Here is an 18,578-nt window from a genome sequence, read left to right on the forward strand (position 1 = left end):
CACCGTTCGACCAGTACCTGAGAAGAGACCCCACCTATGCGCACTCGTGCACATTCAACATCCCGACTTCGCGCCGCCGCCGCCGTCATTGCCACCATCGCTCTGGTTTCCGGATGCGCTGCCACCTCCCCGAATGCCCCCGCCAACGCGAACACGCTGACCTACGCCATCAACGGCGGCACGCTCAGCGGCGGCAAGATGGACATCCACTCGTCGGCGTTCCAGGCCACCGCCCTCGTAATGCGCAACTCCTTCGACTCCCTCGTCTATGAGAAAGCCGACGGTTCGTTCGTGCCATGGCTCGCCACGTCCTGGCAGATCTCCGACGACGGCCTGCACTACACGTTCGATCTGCGGGGCGATGTCACGTTCCACGACGGCGAACCCTTCAACGCCGAGGCCGTCAAGGCTAATTTCGAGCACGTCGTCGCCCCAGAGACGGCGTCAGCGGATGCTGCCAGTCTGATCGGGTACGCCGAAACCGGCGGCTTCTACGCTGGCACCGAGGTCATCGACGAATTCACCGTTCGGGTGAACTTCAGCCAGCCATACGCGCCATTCCTGCAGGCGGTGAGCACCGCCAAGCTTGGCTTCTACTCGCCGGCCACTCTGCGGGACAACGCGGCGCAGCTTTCGGCCGGTGGACCGGGCATTTCGGTGGGAACCGGACCTTACGTGCTGAGCGAATATACGCCAGACCAGAGCATCGTCTTCACCGCAAATGAAAACTACGACTGGGCGCCGGAGGGCAGCTCCCATCAGGGCGCGCCCGCCATCGACACGCTCGAGTTCCGCATCCTTCCCGAATCCTCGGTGCGCACGGGCGCCCTCACGAGCGGCCAGGCACAGATCGCCAGCGACATCACTCCGAACACAGTCAGCCAGATCGGCGACGACTTCACCATCCAGAACGTGACGATGCCTGGCCTGCCGTACACCCTGTTCCTGAACGAGGCGCACGGCGTCTTCGCCGACGAGAACGTGCGCCGTGCCTTCGCGCTCGGGGTCGACATCGGTCCGGCCGTCGAGACCATCTACCAGGGACAGGCGGAGCGAGCCTGGAGCATCCTCTCCCCGGCCACGCCCAACTCCTACGACCCGAGCCTCGAAGACAGCTGGGCGTTCGACCCAGACCAGGCCAATGCGCTGCTTGATGCGTCCGGCTGGACCGAGCGCGACTCCGAGGGCTACCGCACTAAAGGTGGAGCCCGACTGAGCGCCCAGTGGCTCGCCTACACCCCGGTCTCCGACGCCAACGCAAGCCTCGGCGACGTGGTGCAGTCTGACCTGCGCGACATCGGGTTCGAAATCGTGCGCGACAACCGTGAGATCGCCCAATACTACGAGGCCTTCGACGCACGCGACTATGACCTGTCCGACTGGAGTTTCCCCAGCGTCGACGCCGACGTCCTGCGCGCCCACCTGCACAGCGGCGGCTATAAGAACGGCTCGTCTACGGCCGACCCGGTCGTCGACCAGCTGCTCGACGACGCCATCGCCACGAGCGATCCGACCGAACGCGAAGCGCTCTACCAGCAGCTGCAGCAGTGGAACGCGACCCATGTGGTCATGGTGCCGATCACGGTGCCCACCGCCATCACCGCCTACAGCAAGACCATCGAGAACTTGAGCTTCGATCTGTACGGGCAGCCGCTCTTCTACGAGGCGTCCCTCACGACCGCGCCGTGACCGCGCACCGCGAGGGCCGTGCGCGTCGATCCGGCCGACCGGGCGCCCGCCTGGTCGGCCGGATCGGCCGGATCGGCGGCATGATCCTCGTGGTGTGGGGCGCCGCCACCGTGGGCTTCTTCTCGCTGCGGTTGATCCCCGGCGACCCGGTGAACGTGCTCGTGGGGCTCGGCAACGTGTCGCAGCGAGTGCGCGACCAGATCCGAGCAGACTGGGGCCTCGTCGACCCGCTTCTCCTGCAGTATTTCCACTACCTCGGCCGCCTGCTGCAGGGTGACCTCGGCACGTCGTATCGCATGCAACAACCCGTCGTCGCGGTGATCGGCCAGCAACTCGCGCCGACGATGCAACTGATGGGCCTCGCCATCGCGTTCGCCGTGCTGCTCGCGGTCGGGTCGGCGCTGCTCGGCCGCGGCAGGCGCACCGGCCCGATGGCTGGCCTGCTCGAGCTCGTGGCGGTGTCCTCGCCCACCTTTTGGATCGGTCTGGTGCTGATTGGTGTTTTCGGCTTCGGACTGGGTTGGTTCCCCGTGGTCGCCACCGCCGGGTTTGGCGCGCTCGTGCTGCCCGCCGTGACCCTCGCCATTCCGGTGGCCGGCATTCTCAGCCAGGTGTTGCGCCAGGGCCTCGACGACGCGGCCGCTCTGCCCTTTGTCGACACCGTGCGCGCCCGTGGAGCGAGCCAGACCCGCCTCGTGCTGCGGCATACCCTGCGCCACGCCGCAGCGAACAGCGTCACCCTCACGGGCTACATCGTCGGTTCCTTGCTCGGCGGTTCGGTGCTGGTAGAGACCGTCTTCGCCCGTCCCGGACTCGGACGCGTGGCCCTGAACGCCATCGTCAATCGGGATGTGCCTGTGGTGCTGGGCATTATTGTGCTCGCCGCAGTGTCGTTCTCGTTGGTCAACCTGCTGGTCGACTTCGTGGCCGACCGTCTCGACCCGCGCCTGGCGACCGAGCAGGCCTACGCGTGAGCATTCTCGCCGCCGCGCGCTCCCGAACCGCCCGCACCCGACGCGTGACCCGGATTCCCACACCGGCCCTCTGGGTGGCCGCCGGCTTCCTACTGCTCCTCTTGCTGTCCGCATTGTTTCCTCGGTTGTTCACCGGAACTGATCCCGTGCGCACGGACATCGGCGCTGCGCTGCTGGCGCCCGGCCCTGGGCATCCGTTTGGAACTGACCAGGCCGGCCGCGACGTGTTCGCACGTGTCATCTATGGCTCGCGCTACTCGCTCGTGATCGGCTTCGGGGCTACCCTGATTGCCCTCCTGGCGGGCCTGGTGATCGGCTCTCTGGCCGGGCTGATGCGCCGGGTCGGCGACGGTGTATTGAGCCGGGCGATCGAGATCGTGATGGCGTTTCCGGAGTTTCTGCTAGCGCTGATCGTGATAGCGATCATCGGGCCGGGGGAGGCGAGTCTGCTGATCGCGGTCGCCATCGCGGTGATTCCGTCATATGCCCGCGTCGCCCGGGTACAGACCCTGGTGGTGAAGCGGGCCGGCTACGTGGAGGCCGCCCGCACACTCGGGGTGCCGCCGGCGGTCACCGTGCTGCGGCACGTGGTGCCGAACACGCTCGGGCCGTTGCTCGTGATGGCCACAATGGGAATCGGTACGGCCATCACGGCCGCCGCCGGCCTCAGTTTTCTCGGCCTCGGACCGAAGCCGCCCACACCGGAGTGGGGGCTCATTCTCTCCGAGGGACGCAACTTTCTCGCTACAGCCTGGTGGATCGCTGTGTTCCCTGGACTCGTGATCACCGCGACCGTGGTCTCGACGAGCGTTCTCGGACGGCATCTGCAGGCCAGCGCGGCGGGGCGGCAACGATGAGCGTCGTGAGTGTGCGCAACCTGCGCGTCGTCGTGCCGGGCGGGGCCGCCGTGGTCGATGGGGTGTCGTTTCGCATCGAGGCTGGGCAGTGCCTCGGCATCGTGGGGGAGTCCGGTGCCGGTAAGACCCTGACAGCGCGTAGCCTGATCGGGCTCGCCGGCTCCGGGGTCACCGCCGACGAACTGACGGTGGCTGGCGTCGACGCCCGCGCGCTCTCCCCTCAAGGCTGGCGGGGCCTCCGTGGGGCGCGGGTAGGGCTCGTGAGCCAGGATGCCCTGGTGTCTCTCGACCCGCTGCGCCGAGTGGGCGCCGAGGTGGCCGAACCGCTCGAGGTGCACGAACCGCAGCTCGGCCGTGTCGACCGTTCTCGCCGAGTGCTGCAGCTGCTCCGGCAGGTTGCCATGCCCGATCCGGCCCGGCGTGCCCGGCAGTACCCGCACGAGCTCTCCGGCGGGCTGCGCCAGCGCGCGCTTATCGCCGCGGCACTGGCGGCATCGCCGTCGCTGCTGATCGCCGACGAACCCACGACAGCTCTCGACGCGACGGTGCAGGCGCAGGTCGTGCGACTGCTGCGTGAGCTGAAGGAATCTGGCCTCGCCCTGTTGCTGATCAGCCATGACCTGTCGATCATCTGCCAGCTGGCCGACCAGGTGGCGGTCATGAAGGACGGCCGATTCGTGGAAGTGCAGGCCGCGGCCGCCCTGTTTGCCGCGCCGCAGCATCCGTATACTCGTCAGTTGCTGGCCGCTGCCGCGCTGGGCACGGCCACGGCGCCGAAGCCGGGCCCCGTGGTGCTCGCCGCACATGACCTCGCCAAGACATACGGAACGCTGACGGCCGTCGACGGGGTCTCGTTCGAACTGCGAGCCGGCCACACCGTGGGTATCGTGGGCGAGTCAGGCTCGGGTAAGAGTACCGTGGCACGGATGCTGCTGGGCACGCAGTCGCCCGACCATGGTTCGGTGCTGCTGCACGGCGAGCCCTGGAGCGGCCTGCCGGAATCCCAGCGCCGGGCCCGGCGGGGACGTCTCCAAATCATTCACCAGGACTCGCTGAGCGCCTTCGACCCGCGGGCGACGGTGCTGCAGATTCTGTCGGAGGCTATCGCTCTCGACGGGATTTCGCGCCAGTGGCGTACAGCTCGGGCGGTGGAATTGCTCGCGCAGGTGGCGCTGGCGACCGGGCTGCTTGGCCGGCGCGCGCACGAGCTCTCCGGCGGGCAGCGGCAGCGCGTGGCGATCGCCAGGGCGCTCGCCCGGCGGCCGAGCATCCTGGTGTGCGACGAGCCGGTCTCGGCGCTCGACGCGCAGGTTCAATCCCAGGTGCTCGCGCTGCTGGCTTCTCTCCAGGAATCCACCGGACTCGCCATGGTGTTCATCTCGCACGACCTCGCCGTGGTTCGGGCACTGAGCCACGAGATCCTCGTGATGAAGGAGGGCGTTGTTGTGGAGCAGGGGCCAGCGGTCGATCTCTTTGCGGCGCCGCAGCATCCGTTCACCCGCGAGTTGCTCGCCGCCCACCGGTAAAACCGACGTTTCTGCGGTGACCCGGCGCTCGCGGCACGTGTTTGCGACCGCGGCACTGGTTGGAACGCGTGCCACGACCCGGGAGAGAACCACGCTGTTCCCGGACGGCTGGCGTCGTGACCGGGGACGTCGCGACCGTCGACGAGGACGGCTTCCCCACGATCGTCGACCGCGCTAGGGCACTCACTATCACCGGTGGATGCAACCCCGCGCGCCTGCTCGGCAAGATCCTGCGCAAACAGGTGCGTGAGCAGCTGCTGACCACGCTCTGACCCGGGCAGCAGTTCCAAACCAGCGGATTGGAATCCCACCGCAGTCACCGCGGCCTTCCCCAGTGCTACATCGGTGCTCTCGCTGTCTGAGCGGACAGAAACGACCCGGACACGTGGCGGGTCATGCCGTTGTCCGGGATCGTGCGCCAGGGGTGGTCGGCCGCTGGCGGCTGCGGATACCAGACGTCGCGGGCATATCCGGCGATTTGCCCGGATTCCAACGCGCGAACGATCGCGTCACGGTCGGTGATCTCGGCTCGGGCCGTGTTCACGATGTACGAGCCTCGTTTCATTGATGAGATCAGGGCGTCGTCGAAGAGGTGATGCGTCTCCGGATGCAGCGGTGCATGGATCGATACCACGTCGACGGCCCGCACGACCGAGGCCGCATCCGGGTGGAAGGTCAGCCCAAGTTCGCGCTTGATTTCGGTGGACAGCCTGTTCTTGTCGGTGTAGTGCAGGTGAACATCAAAGGGTGCGAGTCGGCGCAGAACGGCACGACCGATGCGGCCGGCCGCGATGACACCGACGTTCATTCCCTCGATGTCATGGGCGCGCTCGACGCTGTCGGCTATGTTCCAGCCACCATTGACGACCCATTCGTGCGAGGGGAGGTAGTTGCGAACGAGATCGAGGACTTGCATAACAGCGTGCTCGGCGACACTGATGCTGTTGCTATAGGTCTCTTCGACCACGGTGATGCCGTGGATGATTGTTGCGTCGAGATCAACGTGATCCGAACCGATGCCGGCCGTGATCGCGAGCTTCAATTTTGGCGCCTCCGCGATCCTTTCTGCGGTCAAATAGGCCGGCCAGAATGGTTGGGAAATCACGATGTCAGCGCTCGCGAGCTCCCGTTCTGGGTAGTCATCAAGTACAGGGATGCTGTCGCGTGCGCACTGCGGCGGGTACCCGGTGACGGAATCTGGGTAAAGGACAAGAAGAATCTTGGCCATGTGGCCTCTTTCTGTGACGCCGGTTTGGCAGGTGTCGCGCCCAGCGGATGCGCGGCACAGAACGCCGCAACCGGTAGCGCGACCGTTGTCGATGCGCTGGGCACGACGCCAAGACGCAGTACGCCGGTCACGCCGGATTTGAGTGCGGGCACCTCCGCCTTGAGCGTGTCACGCTCCGCCACAATCCGTTTGGCCCACATCACCACGAGTTCGCCCTCCGGCGTCAACCCCTCAAAAGCATGACCACGGTTGATCAGTGAGACATTGAGTTCCTGCTCCAGCTTGCTGATTCCCGCGTGAAGGGCGGGCTAGGAAACATGACAGGCCGCAGCCGCGTGCGCGAAGTGTCGTTCCCGTGCGACAGCGACAAAATATTCCAGTTGGCGAAAAAGCACGCGTTCTCCTTTGACTCGAGGGTAACGACCCCACCGCCTGCTCGACTCTAGTTGCTGCCAGGCGGTGGACCGGCGCGTTAACTTGCCAGCCGAGCTGAATTAGGACATGCTTATGTCATGTTAATAGCTCACCGCCGCGGAACCGCTGGCACAGACGGGTCGAACCCTGGAGCGAATGGTCTGGAGGAACGCACCTGGGACCGCGTGCGGCAGATGCTCGCCGAGGATGGCCCACTGACCGCAGCCGATCTGGCCGCGCGCTTGGGACTGACGCCCGCCGCCGTTCGCCGCCACCTCGACCAGCTCGCCGAGGAAGGCGCCGTCGAAGAACACGTGCCCGCGACGTCAGGTGGCCGCGGCCGGCCGGCCCGCGCCTATGTCCTCTCCGCGTCCGGTCATGCCGGTCTGGGGGCTGACTACGCCGATGTGGCGACCTCGGCGTTACGCTTTCTCGCCGAACGCGCCGGAGCGGATGCCGTTGGCGAGTTCGCCCGTGAACGCAGCGCACAACTCGAGCGAGGCTATGCCGCACAACTGCCCTCGACCGGCGGAAATGTCCGCGCCCGTGCAGAGGCACTGGCGTCGGTACTGAGCGATGAAGGTTTCGCGGCGACGATCCGGCCGGTCGGAGCTGACCTGCCAGCGAATGGTGTGCAGCTGTGTCAGGGGCACTGCCCCGTTCTGCATGTCGCGGCTGAGTTTCCGGAGTTCTGCGACGCCGAGACCGAGGCTTTCTCCCGGCTGCTCGGAGTTCCGGTTCAACGACGCACGACTCTGGCTGGGGGCGCACACAGCTGCGCGACGTTCATCCCCCTTGACGCTCTGGCCACGACTACCAGCTCCGACACGAACAATTGTAACGACGGGACAAATGTATGAGTACCAGTGCAGGACTAATCACGGGAGTGCATCCGATCACCCGCCCCGAGGCCATCAATTCTGACGTCGGCGCGAACGCGGCATTCAGCATCGAGGAGTCGGCCGCCATCCGTAGCGACTTCCCAATTCTCTCGCGTCTCGTGCGTGGCGGGAAACCATTGGTGTACCTGGACTCCGGGGCCACGTCACACAAACCGCACCAGGTACTCGATGCCGAACGCACCTTCTATGAGCAACACAACTCCGCGGTTCACCGTGGTGCTCATCAGCTGGCCGAGGAAGCCACCGAAGCATTTGAATCGGCGCGCGCGACCGTTGCACGGTTCATCGGTGCACAAACTAAGGAGGTGGTGTTCACCAAGAACGCCACCGAAGCCCTGAATCTCGTGGCGTATTCGTTCAGCAACGCGGCCGCTACCGGGGCCATGGACGGCGTCGAAGCGGATGTCGCGGCGCGCTTCAAGCTCGGCGTGGGCGACGAGATCGTGATCACCGAGATGGAGCATCATGCCAATCTCATTCCCTGGCAGGAACTTGCCCGGCGCAGCGGCGCTACCCTGCGGTGGATCGGTGTCACCGATGACGGTCGCTTAAACCTGAACGATTTGGAGACGGTCATCAGTGACCGTACCAAGGTGGTCGCCTTCACGCACGTGTCCAATGTTTTGGGTACCATCAATCCGGTTTCGGCCATTGTGGCTCGGGCCCGGAAGGTCGGGGCTCTGACCGTGCTCGACGCCAGCCAGTCGGTGCCGCACCTGGGGATCGACGTCGTCGATCTCGACGTCGACTTGCTGGCCTTCAGTGGTCACAAAATGTTCGGCCCCCTCGGGGTCGGTGTGCTCTGGGGCCGCTCTGGCCTCCTGGAAGCCATGCCCCCCTTCCTCACCGGAGGCTCGATGATCCACACCGTGCACATGGAGGGCTCAACCTACGCTGCGCCGCCGCAACGTTTCGAGGCGGGTGTCCCGGTGGCCGCGCAGGCCGTTGGCCTGGCTGCGGCCTGTGATTACCTGACCCGGTTGGGGATGCCGCGGGTGAGCGCCCATGAGCAGGCCCTCACCGAAGTCCTGCTGGCCGGCCTGGCCCAACGCCCCTGGATCCGTGTCATCGGACCGGTCGACGGTGCGGACCGTACCGGTGTGGTGTCTTTTGTGGTCGACGGCGTGCACGCGCACGACGTTGGCCAAATCCTCGACGATGCCGGAGTCGCGGTGCGAGTCGGCCACCACTGCGCCTGGCCATTACACCAGCGTCTGGACGTGGCCGCGACCACGCGAGTGACCTTCGCCGCCTACAACACGGTGGCCGAGATCACCGTGTTGCTCAACGCTCTCGACCAGGTCCCCGCGGTGTTCGGGGTGGAGGTACTGTGACCTACGTCATCGCCTTGCCCTGCGTGGACGTCAAGGACAGGGCATGTATTGATGAATGCCCCGTCGATTGCATTTATGAGGGTGACCGGGCGCTCTACATCCACCCCGATGAGTGCATCGACTGCGGAGCCTGTGAACCAGTCTGCCCGGTCGAGGCGATCTTCTACGAAGATGACGTGCCGGAGCAGTGGGCCGACTACTACAAGGCCAACGTTGAGTTCTTCGACGACATCGGCTCCCCGGGTGGAGCGGCCAAGGTCGGCCCATACGCCAAGGATCACCCGCTGATCGCGGCACTTCCCTCACAGCGTCGCTGACCGAAACGATCGGGCTGCTCGCAGCCAACAACAACTGACATGGAGACGAAATGAGTGCACCCACAACCTCGACTGGTATCTCTGACGAGGTCCGCGAATTAGCGAACCAGGAATACCAGTATGGATTTGTGACCGATCTCGAAACTGACGTCGCACCCCGCGGGCTGAACGAAGACATCATCCGACTGATTTCGAGCAAGAAAAATGAGCCGGATTGGCTGTTGGAATGGCGGCTCCGTGCCTACCGGCACTGGACCACGCTCACGGCACCGACCTGGCAGCACGTCACCTATGGGCCGGTCGACTACCAGGACATCATTTACTACGCCGCTCCCAAGCCGAAAAAACGCGTGGAGAGCATGGACGAGGTCGACCCGGAGCTGCGGGAGATGTTCGACAAGCTCGGCATTTCGCTCGGTGAGCAGGAGCGTCTCAGCGGCGTGGCGGTCGACGCGATCGTCGATTCGGTCTCGGTTGCCACGACGTTCAAAGACAAGTTGGCCGAGGTCGGAGTGATCTTCTGCTCCTTCTCGGAAGCCGTTCAGGAGCATCCGGATCTGGTGCGTCAGTACCTCGGCTCCGTGGTTCCGTACAATGACAACTTCTTCGCCTGCCTGAACGCGGCGGTGTTCACCGACGGTTCGTTCTGTTACATCCCTAAGGGCGTGCGCTGCCCGATGGAGCTGTCCACCTACTTCCGCATCAACGCCGCCGACACCGGCCAGTTCGAGCGAACCCTGATCATCGCCGAAGAGGGCGCTTATGTCAGCTATCTCGAGGGCTGCACGGCGCCTGTTCGTGATACGAACCAGCTGCACGCCGCCGTGGTTGAGCTGGTGGCACTGAACGATGCCCAGATCAAGTACTCGACGGTGCAGAACTGGTATCCCGGAGATGCCGACGGCAACGGCGGCGTGTACAACTTCGTCACCAAACGGGGTATGGCTTCCGGCCGCAACGCAAAGATTTCCTGGACCCAGGTTGAAACCGGCTCCTCGATCACCTGGAAGTACCCCGGCGTGGTTCTTAAGGGTGACAACTCGGTCGGCGAGTTCTACTCGGTGGCATTGACGGCCAGACGTCAGCAAGCGGATACCGGCAGCAAGATGGTGCACATCGGCAAGAACACCAAGAGCACCATCATCTCGAAGGCTATTTCAGCCGGTCACGGGCAGAACACCTACCGCGGTCTGGTGGACATGCGACATTCGGCCGTCGGAGCCCGCAATTTCACCCAGTGCGATTCCCTGTTGATCGGCAAGGACAGCGGTGCACACACGCTTCCGTACATCGAGGTGAAGAACCAGACCGGGCAGGTTGAGCACGAGGCATCGACCTCCAAAATCGGCGAGGAACAACTCCTGTACTGCCGGCAGAGGGGTATCCCGGAAGAAGAGGCGGTGTCGATGATTGTGAACGGTTTCTGCCGTGAAGTTTTCAAGATGCTGCCCATGGAATTCGCCGTTGAGGCGCAAAAACTGTTAACCGTAAGCCTGGAAGGAAGCGTTGGCTAATGCTGAAAATCGAAGAACTGCACGCCAGTATCGAGGACAAAGAAATATTGCGAGGGGTGAACCTGCAACTGAAACCGGGTGAGGTGCACGCGATCATGGGCCCGAACGGTTCGGGGAAAAGCACCTTGGCCAGTGTATTGATCGGCCGTGAGGGGTACCTAGTCTCTGGCAGCGTCACGTATGAGGGTCAGGACCTGCTGACCTTGTCACCGGAAGAGCGCGCTGCCGCCGGTGTATTCCTGGCCTTCCAACATCCGGTCGAGATTCCCGGCGTCGGAAACATGTACTTCATGCGCACCGCCTTGAACTCCCTGCGCCGCCAGCGTGGAGAAGAAGAACTGGATCCGGTGGACTTTCTGGCGCTGGCTCAGGAGAAGATGAAGCTCGTTGAGATGGACCAGACCTTCATGAATCGCTCGGTCAACGAGGGATTCTCCGGCGGTGAAAAGAAACGCAACGAGATCCTGCAAATGGCGATCCTGGAACCCAAACTCGCGATTTTGGATGAGACCGACTCCGGTTTGGACATCGACGCTCTGAGGGTGGTCGCCAGCGGGGTGAACGCCCTCCGGAGCGAAGGCCGCAGCATGCTCGTCATCACGCACCACCAGCGCCTTCTGGACTACATCGTGCCCGACCAGGTGCACGTGATGACCGCCGGCCGGATCGTGCGTTCCGGGGGCAAGGACCTGGCCGTCGAGCTCGAAGCGCACGGCTACACCGGTACCCAGGAAGCTGACGCAGGTCGATTGAGCACGGCCGGGATATCGCGATGACCGTTCTGAGCGCGGCCAGCGGAGTGCTCGCTGGCTTTGAACCTCGGCTCGGCGCGCGTGATCCCGCCTGGCTTGCCGAGGCGCGGGTAGCCGCCCTCCAGTGGGTGGGTGAGCACGGCTTCCCGACCCACAAGGATGAGGACTGGAAATACACCGGATTGGCCCCGATCCTCGCCGTACCGTTCGATGCCTCCACCGTGGCATCTGGCAGCCGGGTGACGGCAGAAATGATCGACGAGGCTGCGGTCGATCTCGGTGGTCCACGGTTGGTCTTCGTCAACGGCCATTTCTCGTCCGAATTCTCGCGAGTGACCGGGGTGCCAGCCGGTGCGGTCGTCACGACCCTGGCCGCGGTGCTGGCAGCCGGGCCTGACCGCCTCGAACCCTTTTTCGCGCATGCACCGGGAGTGCGTCACGCCTTCGCAGCATTCAATGACGCTCTGGCCGAGGATGGCGCATTCATTCATCTTCCCAGCGGCACCATCGTGGACGAGCCGATTCAGCTGGTCTACTTCTCCGACACCGGTGGAGTCCCGCTGATATCCAGTCCACGTTCGGTGATAATCGCCGATTCGCACTCTCGTGCCACGATCGTCGAGACCTACGCCGGGGTCGATTCCGACGTGTATTGCACCAACGCCGTCACCGAACTCCTCCTCGCCGAAGACGCCCACATTGAGCACTACAAGGTGCAAAACGAGCCGACGAGTGCTTTCCATGTGGCGCTGCTGTCCGTGCGGCAAGGGCGGGGCAGCCGATTCTCTTCCCGTTCCATCATGCTCGGCGCCCGCATAGCCCGGCACGAGGTGCGAGTTCAACTGGATGGCGTCGGCGCCGAGGTCAGCCTCGACGGCGTCTACCTGCCCCAGGGCGATCAACTCCACGACAACACGATCTTCGTCGATCACGCCGCGACAGACTGCACCAGCCACCAGCTGTATAAGGGAGTGTTGGACGGCCGGGCACACGGTGTGTTCAACGGCCACATTATGGTTCGTCATGGCGCTGACGGTACCGATGCGAACCAGAAGAACAAGAACTTACTGCTCTCCGACCGCGCCGAAGTCGACACCAGGCCCCGGCTGGAAATCTATACCGATGATGTGAAGTGCACGCACGGTGCTGCGGTGGGCCAAATGGATGAGGAGGCTCTCCTCTACCTTCAGACGCGTGCCATCCCGCTGGAAGCGGCCAGGGGCCTGCTCATCTACGCGTTTGTACACGAAATGGTGGACCGGATCGAGTTGGACCCACTGCGCGCCCAGTTGGAACGCGTGGTCGCTACCCGGTTCGGGAGTGACGCCACTGTGGTCGCTCCATGACGGCCGGCCCAGGGATCGCTTCGGTCAGTGCGGGAATCGCGGGTCTCTACCAGGAAATGATCATCGACCATGGCCGCCGGCCACGGAATTTTCGTACAATCGACCGTGCGACGTGCTCGATCGAGGCCGTTAACCCGCTATGCGGCGATCAGTTGACTCTCGCCATTCAACTCACCGACGGCGTCATCACCGACGTTGCCTTCACGGGGAGCGGATGCACCATTTCCCAGGCATCCGCTTCGCTGATGACCATGGCCGTCAAGGGTCTGGCAGAGGAGGAAGCCCTGACGCTGTTCGCTCGCGTGCACACCATGCTCACCAGCGAATCCGAGGGGGAAGCGGCATTGGCCGAGGTGGGCAAGCTCGCGGTGCTCTCTGGCGTATGGGAGTACCCGACCCGGGTCAAGTGCGCCTCCCTGGCCTGGCAGGCGTTGCGCAATGCGCTGGAAGGTGACGACCGCGCGGACGGCAGCCGTGTCGTCGGGACGGAGAAGTAGCCGATGGACTCAGGCCAATACAAGATCGTCGAACTCGAACACAGCTGCCAGGCGACGGTAATTCCGGGCGGGCAACCGATGCTGCTTCAGGCCGGCGAGCAGGTTGTCATAACGCAAACCCTCGGTGCGAGCGTCACCGTCCAAACCTCAATGGGCTACCTCGTTCGGATCAGTGCCGAAGACTCGGCCGCGCTCGGCCTGAGCCGACCGGTCGCCGAAACCGTGAACATGAATGACGGTCCGTTTGACCTGGACCAGGTGCTCGATGCGCTCAAGAACGTGTTCGACCCGGAAATTCCGATCAATGTTGTCGATCTGGGTCTGATCTATCTGTGCCAGGCGGAGCCGCTGCCTGATGGCACCCACCGGGTCGAAGTCAACATGTCAATGACCGCTCCGGGCTGCGGCATGGGCGATGTGCTCAAAGAGGATGCCCGCACAGCAATTCAGGCGGTTCCGGGCGTCGGCGAGATCGATATCGAACTGGTCTGGGACCCACCGTGGGGCCAGGACCGGATGTCGGAAGCCGCTCGGCTCCAACTCGGAATGTACTAACCAGGCACGACAATATCGGGCAGTTGATGGCGCCCAATGGAGACAGATGAATTCAACGCAGGGAATGCTCGCTCCGCAGATCTCCGTCGGGAACGTGCCGGTCGTGTTCAACGAATTTCTAAACCGGCCCGGCGCGGTCGGTGCCGACCAGGCGGTCGATGCCGGAGTGGCCGCCCATTATGGGGACCCGCTCGCCGAGCAGCGCGCACTGGCTGCAGGAACCGCGATCGTGGACCTCTCACACCGGGCCGTGATTACCATCAGCGGTCCAGATCGCCTCAGCTGGATAAATTCATTGACCAGCCAGAGTGTCGCCGGTTTGGCGCCGGGCGAATCCTCGGAGACCCTTCTACTCAATATGACCGGGCGGATCGACTATGCGGTGCGCCTGTTTGATGACGGAACCGATCTGTGGCTGCTGCTGGAGCGAAACGAAGTAGCAGGGCTGCTCACATGGTTGGGCAGCATGCAATTCGCGCTGCGGGTAGAACTGATGGATCGTTCCATCGAATTCGCGACCATCGGCACTCTCGGCCAGCCGCCGCTTCCGGTGACGGCCCCTCATGGGCTTCCCGTGGTCTGGCGGGACCGGTGGATGAGCGTTGGCCCGGGTGGATTTCAGTACGCGAAAGCGACCAGGCATCCGGCGGCGGACTGGACCTACAGCGAGGTATTGGTGCCGCGAAGCGCCCTGGCGGGGATCGTCGCCTCCGATATTCCTGTCGCTGGGCTGGACGCCCTCGAGGCCTTGCGGATAGCAGCCTGGCGGCCGCTTTTTTCCTCGGAGGTTGATGAAAAGACGATTCCCCATGAACTTGATTGGTTGCGCACAGCCGTGCACCTGAACAAGGGCGGTTATCGCGGCCAGCAGACGGTGGCCAAGGTGCACAACATCGGTCATCCGCCGCGCCGGCTCGTGATGCTCTACCCGGAAGATGCGCACAGTGTTGATAAACACAGTGTGCGGCCCTCGCGCGGCGACGAAGTTGTGGCACCGAACAAAGACGGTGCGGACCAGATCGTCGGGCGGGTGACTTCGGTTGCCCGGCATTTTGAATTAGGTATGGTCGCGCTCGCGGTCATCAAACGCGGCACCGATCCAACGGCCGAACTTTTGGTGCGAACGGCCGGCTGCGATATTCCGGCCAGGCAAGTCGTGATCGTCCCGCCGGACGCGGGCGCCGCAGCCACAGTAACCGTTTCTCGGCTGCCGCGCCGGGGCTCGGTGCCACGGTAATCACGCGCGTAAAATATTGGTTGATTGTTCTGGTCTAAGTGAAGTGGCAACCGTGTCACCGAAGTTCCCGCAAATGTCAATCGAGCAGTGCCCGTGAACGTCCCGGCACGATTGACGCGTACCGCCCGATTGGATGCCCTGCCGTTTACGCGGGAGCATCGACGTCTTCTGGTCGGCTCCGGCCTAGGCTGGGCGTTGGATGCCATGGATGTGGGGCTCATCTCCTTCGTGCTGGCCCAATTAGCGGTGCAGTGGAACACGACCGGCATGGAATTATCCTGGATCGCGTCCGCCGGTTTCGTCGGCATGGCAGTGGGCGCCGTTCTCGGTGGACTATTGGCCGACCGCATCGGACGCCGCCAGGTATTTGCGCTGACCCTCCTCGTTTACGGCGTGGCGACGGGAGCATCCGCTCTTTCCGGATCGGTGGCCGTGCTGATCGCCTGGCGATTCCTCGTGGGGCTCGGCCTGGGAGCCGAGCTTCCGGTCGCGCGCTCGGTACCTTCAGACTCCCTGAGAAACGAGGCCAGGCTCTGGCAGAATGATGGGTGGCGTAGCCGCGAGCTGCTGTTGACACCGGTGAGAGTCGGGCGCGCCCGACTCGCGCAGAACAGTGGGCGGCCAGGCCGATGCCGATGGTCACCAAAATGATCTCGAGCTAAAGCGCGCAGCGGCGCACTGACCACAACCTTGCGAGCAACTCCGGATGCCGATGCAGCGTTCACGTGGCCATTTTCGTCCCGGGCTGACGCTCGCGGGTGAAACAACCGAGTTCGATCGGGCCGAACTAGTCGTGCGGGAAGAGCAGGGGAAGTTGCAGGGTCAGCCAGGGGCTGAACGCCCACGGGGTAGTGCGCACCGCTATCACAAGGTCGTCGCGAGGCACCCACCGCCATTCCATGACCTCGTCGGCACGGGGCTCAACCGTCGAGTACGTGACTGCCGTGAAAACCGGGCATATTTCGTTTTCCACGATTCCCGACGCGTCGACTGCACGGTACCGAAAATCGGGCAAGACCAGGGTGAGTTCGGTCAGCCCGATGCCGAGTTCATGGCTCGCCCGGCGTAGGGCAGCATCCGCCAGGGTTTCACCGGGTGCCGGGTGACCGCAGAAGGAGTTTGTCCACACGCCCGGCCAGGCCTTTTTTATCAGCGCCCGTCTGGTGACCAAAATGCGCCCGTGCTCATCGAAGACATGGCAGGAAAAAGCAAGGTGCAGGGGAGTATCGAGGTCATGCACGAGCGCTTTGTCGGCCGTACCGATGGGCGTTCCGTCCTCGGCGACCAACACCACGGTCTCGACCTCTAGAGTGTCGCGGTCGTCGGTCAAGCTATCCTGCGCCACGTCCATCCATCCTCTGAAAGTCTCCTAGTTCAAATCTACGCCAGCGGCGCGCTCACATTTCTGTTCGATCGTTCTGTCGACCCACTTCGACACTTTCATTCTCTACCTTGCGTGGAGCGAATCCGGCATCCGCCGGGCAAGCCGTCGACGCGTTACCAACGACACGGACCCGATACCCGGCCCCAAAATCGAGCCGTGTGTGCCGGTGGCCGTCCGCGAAAACATTTCTTTGAGTATTCTTTGGCGAATTTCGCTGGTTTAGTGCTTTTAAGCATGAATGTTCCTCGGGAATGTCGGTAGTCGGGTGCCGGGTCAAGGCCGCGCCGTATGAGTTCGTGCCCTCAACACCGGCGCGCAGCAGTGCGTCGTGGCAAGTGATGAAGCTCTCAAGCGAGCGATAGCCGGCGTCGCCAGCGGGGAATTAGGCTGCTCCGAGGTGTTCCCCAGTGACGGAGATCACCGCCGCTTAGTGCGTGTTCTGGTGCGTGTCCACGCCCGCAACGATCAGAGACTGATCGTTCATGGTGTACTTCCCGTCGGTCGTGTTTCAGAATGGGAAGTGGCGGCCGGGTAGGGCAGACAAGACGTTGACGAGACCGGGTCGAAGAGGTCAAGCTCCTATGAGGTCATACCCGGCCAGCCGACACTTTAACACCGACCAGGGCAGGCAGATCAAAGCAAAGACAGACCCTTCGCGGGGGCCGTCAGCCAAGTTGAGGGTCATGCTCCGAACGGCTGTTTCCAGTATCAACGTCAAGCTGTTTTGAGTCACTTGGGTTGACTTCTGGCGATTTTTGTCGGGCAAATTGATCCCGACAACGCCAGCTCGCGCGGGTGTTTTCGGTTGTGTGCGGAATCATTCCGGGTTCTTCTGGTGGTGGGCGTGTACGGTGAGCTCACGCTTGAGGTAGGCCTCTCGCCACGCGGTCTCGAACATGTCCACCGCTAGATGGTCACTCTCGCGCTTCTCGACCCGGAAGCCGACGATCTTGCGAGACCAGATGTCGAAGATCGAGTGGGCCTTGAAGGCTTCCCTCGCCACGGAGTGCGCAGATCGGTAACGTCCCACGACTTATGCCGACGTCGGCATAACACGACCGCACGTGCGTGGGTCCCGTCGCGATCGGCACCGGCTTCACTCGGGGCGTCTTGTACCCGCGACGTGTGGGCACGATGGCAACGGTTAGACCTTATCCAGAACGACAAAACCCCCACGCCGAAGCGTGAGGGTTTTGTCGTGCGGTGTGTCGGTTAGACGAACAGGTTGGCGCGCTCAAGGTCTTCGGCGAAGTCCACCTCGACGGCGTAGAAGTCGGAGATGTTCACCGGCTCCACCAGCATGCGGTTGTGCTCGATGGCCAACTCGATGCCGCGCTCGAAGTAGTCCTGGTCGGCGACCTTGCTCAGCTGGCGGATCAACGTTGCCTTGTCGGCGCTCGACACGTAGTTGATGCCGACGGCTTCGCCGAGACCGCCCTTGACGGTTTTCGAGAGTTCCTTGATGTAGCCTTCGGCGCTCGTGGTGTACTTGACCTCTTCATCGGACACCTTGTCGGTGTTCACGGTGACGAAGGACTGGTCGCGGGCCATCATGACGGCCGCGCGGTCGAGAATCGCCGGGTCGAAGACGACGTCACCGTTCATCCAGAGCACACCGCCCGACTTCGAGGCCTGCAGGGCGCGCAGCAGGCTCTTCGACGTGTTGGTCTGGTCGTACTCTTCGTTGTAGACAAAGGAAGCCTGCGGGAACGCTTCGATGATGTGCTCGAGCTTGTAGCCGACGACGATCGTGACCTTGGCAGCGTTGCCGAAGGCGTGGTTGATGTTGTCGAACTGCTGCTGCATGATCGTGCGGCCGTCGCTCAGCTCGGTGAGCGGCTTTGGCAGGGAACGCCCAAGGCGGCTACCCATGCCGGCTGCCAGAATGACAACTTGCGTCTTGACTGCGCGCACATTTGCCTGCGTCGTCACGATTATCTCCTCAAGAATGGTTGGGGCTACACCGCAAAACCCACTCAGATGCGAAGAGTTTGCTTAGGATTTACCCACATGTTCACGTAAAGACACACCGTTATGTCAATCTCACCATAA

19 protein-coding genes and 1 pseudogene are annotated in these 18,578 nt (G+C 63.4%); 15 read left to right on the top strand and 5 right to left on the bottom strand.

Features of this window, described 5'->3' with window-relative positions:
• Window positions 1-36: 36 nt before the first annotated feature.
• The 5 genes from CJ028_RS15790 to CJ028_RS21015 all read left to right on the top strand — a co-directional run bounded on the left by CJ028_RS15790 (window position 37) and on the right by CJ028_RS21015 (window position 5,318).
• Window positions 37-1,689: an ABC transporter substrate-binding protein gene (locus tag CJ028_RS15790; RefSeq protein ID WP_105036173.1), complete on the top strand. Its 1,653-nt coding sequence runs from the start codon at window positions 37-39 to the stop codon at window positions 1,687-1,689.
• A complete protein-coding gene (locus tag CJ028_RS15795) occupies window positions 1,686-2,663 on the top strand; it encodes an ABC transporter permease (protein WP_240607350.1) in 978 nt (325 codons plus the stop codon). Before CJ028_RS15790 ends, CJ028_RS15795 begins: the two co-directional genes overlap by 4 nt.
• Window positions 2,660-3,520, top strand: a complete 861-nt coding sequence (locus CJ028_RS15800) for an ABC transporter permease (protein WP_105036174.1) — start codon at window positions 2,660-2,662, stop codon at window positions 3,518-3,520. The genes CJ028_RS15795 and CJ028_RS15800 overlap by 4 nt, the downstream gene beginning before the upstream one ends.
• Window positions 3,517-5,046, top strand: a complete 1,530-nt coding sequence (locus CJ028_RS15805; protein ID WP_105036175.1) for a dipeptide ABC transporter ATP-binding protein — start codon at window positions 3,517-3,519, stop codon at window positions 5,044-5,046. The genes CJ028_RS15800 and CJ028_RS15805 overlap by 4 nt, the downstream gene beginning before the upstream one ends.
• 116 nt (window positions 5,047-5,162) lie before the next feature.
• Complete coding sequence (locus tag CJ028_RS21015) at window positions 5,163-5,318, top strand: hypothetical protein (RefSeq protein WP_161499007.1); 156 nt, start codon at window positions 5,163-5,165, stop codon at window positions 5,316-5,318.
• 65 nt (window positions 5,319-5,383) lie between these two features.
• Here the strand turns inward: CJ028_RS21015 and CJ028_RS15810 are convergent, their stop codons facing one another.
• Together CJ028_RS15810 and CJ028_RS21990 are read right to left on the bottom strand one after the other, a co-directional pair.
• Window positions 5,384-6,274, bottom strand: coding sequence for an NAD-dependent formate dehydrogenase (locus CJ028_RS15810; protein WP_105036176.1), 891 nt, complete (start codon window positions 6,272-6,274; stop codon window positions 5,384-5,386).
• Between the two features lie 308 nt (window positions 6,275-6,582).
• Complete coding sequence (locus tag CJ028_RS21990; protein ID WP_369126452.1) at window positions 6,583-6,669, bottom strand: LysR family transcriptional regulator; 87 nt, start codon at window positions 6,667-6,669, stop codon at window positions 6,583-6,585.
• Window positions 6,670-6,786: 117 nt separating this feature from the next.
• On the opposite strand from CJ028_RS21990, the gene CJ028_RS15820 reads away from it, so the two are divergent.
• From CJ028_RS15820 to CJ028_RS15865, 10 genes and pseudogenes are all read left to right on the top strand, one after another.
• The gene (locus CJ028_RS15820) at window positions 6,787-7,548 is read left to right on the top strand and encodes a helix-turn-helix transcriptional regulator (RefSeq protein ID WP_105036177.1); all 762 of its coding nucleotides are present in this window, start codon (window positions 6,787-6,789) and stop codon (window positions 7,546-7,548) included.
• Window positions 7,545-8,924 carry a SufS family cysteine desulfurase gene (locus CJ028_RS15825; protein WP_105036178.1) on the top strand — a complete coding sequence of 460 codons (1,380 nt, stop codon included), beginning with the start codon at window positions 7,545-7,547 and terminating at the stop codon, window positions 8,922-8,924. The genes CJ028_RS15820 and CJ028_RS15825 overlap by 4 nt, the downstream gene beginning before the upstream one ends.
• On the top strand, window positions 8,921-9,241 hold the full coding sequence (fdxA, locus tag CJ028_RS15830; protein ID WP_092341486.1) for a ferredoxin: 321 nt from the start codon (window positions 8,921-8,923) through the stop codon (window positions 9,239-9,241). Before CJ028_RS15825 ends, fdxA begins: the two co-directional genes overlap by 4 nt.
• Window positions 9,242-9,291: 50 nt before the next feature.
• Window positions 9,292-10,755 (top strand): Fe-S cluster assembly protein SufB, encoded by a 1,464-nt coding sequence (gene sufB, locus CJ028_RS15835; RefSeq protein ID WP_105036179.1) that lies wholly within the window; start codon window positions 9,292-9,294, stop codon window positions 10,753-10,755.
• Window positions 10,755-11,531 (top strand): Fe-S cluster assembly ATPase SufC, encoded by a 777-nt coding sequence (gene sufC / locus CJ028_RS15840; RefSeq protein ID WP_105036180.1) that lies wholly within the window; start codon window positions 10,755-10,757, stop codon window positions 11,529-11,531. Before sufB ends, sufC begins: the two co-directional genes overlap by 1 nt.
• Window positions 11,528-12,853 carry a Fe-S cluster assembly protein SufD gene (sufD, locus tag CJ028_RS15845; protein WP_205684065.1) on the top strand — a complete coding sequence of 442 codons (1,326 nt, stop codon included), beginning with the start codon at window positions 11,528-11,530 and terminating at the stop codon, window positions 12,851-12,853. Before sufC ends, sufD begins: the two co-directional genes overlap by 4 nt.
• Window positions 12,850-13,350, top strand: a complete 501-nt coding sequence (gene sufU, locus CJ028_RS15850; RefSeq protein ID WP_105036181.1) for a Fe-S cluster assembly sulfur transfer protein SufU — start codon at window positions 12,850-12,852, stop codon at window positions 13,348-13,350. Before sufD ends, sufU begins: the two co-directional genes overlap by 4 nt.
• A gap of 3 nt (window positions 13,351-13,353) precedes the next feature.
• A complete protein-coding gene (gene sufT, locus CJ028_RS15855) occupies window positions 13,354-13,905 on the top strand; it encodes a putative Fe-S cluster assembly protein SufT (RefSeq protein ID WP_105036182.1) in 552 nt (183 codons plus the stop codon).
• Window positions 13,906-13,969: 64 nt separating this feature from the next.
• Window positions 13,970-15,142: a CAF17-like 4Fe-4S cluster assembly/insertion protein YgfZ gene (gene ygfZ / locus CJ028_RS15860; protein WP_105036183.1), complete on the top strand. Its 1,173-nt coding sequence runs from the start codon at window positions 13,970-13,972 to the stop codon at window positions 15,140-15,142.
• A gap of 87 nt (window positions 15,143-15,229) precedes the next feature.
• Window positions 15,230-15,652, top strand: a pseudogene (locus tag CJ028_RS15865) (MFS transporter); the annotation flags it as partial.
• A 277-nt stretch (window positions 15,653-15,929) separates the two neighbouring features.
• Here CJ028_RS15865 and idi read toward each other — a convergent pair.
• The 3 genes from idi to CJ028_RS15880 all read right to left on the bottom strand — a co-directional run bounded on the left by idi (window position 15,930) and on the right by CJ028_RS15880 (window position 18,458).
• On the bottom strand, window positions 15,930-16,493 hold the full coding sequence (gene idi / locus CJ028_RS15870; protein ID WP_105036185.1) for an isopentenyl-diphosphate Delta-isomerase: 564 nt from the start codon (window positions 16,491-16,493) through the stop codon (window positions 15,930-15,932).
• An 850-nt stretch (window positions 16,494-17,343) separates the two neighbouring features.
• Window positions 17,344-17,556, bottom strand: coding sequence for a hypothetical protein (locus CJ028_RS15875; protein ID WP_129590526.1), 213 nt, complete (start codon window positions 17,554-17,556; stop codon window positions 17,344-17,346).
• Between the two features lie 182 nt (window positions 17,557-17,738).
• Window positions 17,739-18,458, bottom strand: coding sequence for a phosphocholine cytidylyltransferase family protein (locus tag CJ028_RS15880; protein ID WP_276309394.1), 720 nt, complete (start codon window positions 18,456-18,458; stop codon window positions 17,739-17,741).
• Window positions 18,459-18,578 lie beyond the last annotated feature (120 nt).

It is taken from the genome of Cryobacterium aureum (assembly GCF_002954245.1).
Classification (GTDB): Bacteria; Actinomycetota; Actinomycetes; order Actinomycetales; family Microbacteriaceae; genus Cryobacterium; species Cryobacterium aureum.

Excerpts from the sequence above, each read along its gene's own strand:
- CJ028_RS15820 (WP_105036177.1), top strand. The coding sequence starts at position 6,787 with ATGTTAATAGCTCACCGCCGCGGAACCGCTGGCACAGACGGGTCGAAC.
- sufC (WP_105036180.1), top strand. The coding sequence starts at position 10,755 with ATGCTGAAAATCGAAGAACTGCACGCCAGTATCGAGGACAAAGAAATA.
- sufU (WP_105036181.1), top strand. The coding sequence starts at position 12,850 with ATGACGGCCGGCCCAGGGATCGCTTCGGTCAGTGCGGGAATCGCGGGT.
- sufT (WP_105036182.1), top strand. The coding sequence starts at position 13,354 with ATGGACTCAGGCCAATACAAGATCGTCGAACTCGAACACAGCTGCCAG.
- idi (WP_105036185.1), bottom strand. The coding sequence starts at position 16,493 with ATGGACGTGGCGCAGGATAGCTTGACCGACGACCGCGACACTCTAGAG.
- CJ028_RS15825 (WP_105036178.1), top strand. The coding sequence starts at position 7,545 with ATGAGTACCAGTGCAGGACTAATCACGGGAGTGCATCCGATCACCCGC.
- CJ028_RS15810 (WP_105036176.1), bottom strand. The coding sequence starts at position 6,274 with ATGGCCAAGATTCTTCTTGTCCTTTACCCAGATTCCGTCACCGGGTAC.
- sufD (WP_205684065.1), top strand. The coding sequence starts at position 11,528 with ATGACCGTTCTGAGCGCGGCCAGCGGAGTGCTCGCTGGCTTTGAACCT.
- ygfZ (WP_105036183.1), top strand. The coding sequence starts at position 13,970 with ATGCTCGCTCCGCAGATCTCCGTCGGGAACGTGCCGGTCGTGTTCAAC.
- sufB (WP_105036179.1), top strand. The coding sequence starts at position 9,292 with ATGAGTGCACCCACAACCTCGACTGGTATCTCTGACGAGGTCCGCGAA.
- CJ028_RS15805 (WP_105036175.1), top strand. The coding sequence starts at position 3,517 with ATGAGCGTCGTGAGTGTGCGCAACCTGCGCGTCGTCGTGCCGGGCGGG.
- CJ028_RS15790 (WP_105036173.1), top strand. The coding sequence starts at position 37 with ATGCGCACTCGTGCACATTCAACATCCCGACTTCGCGCCGCCGCCGCC.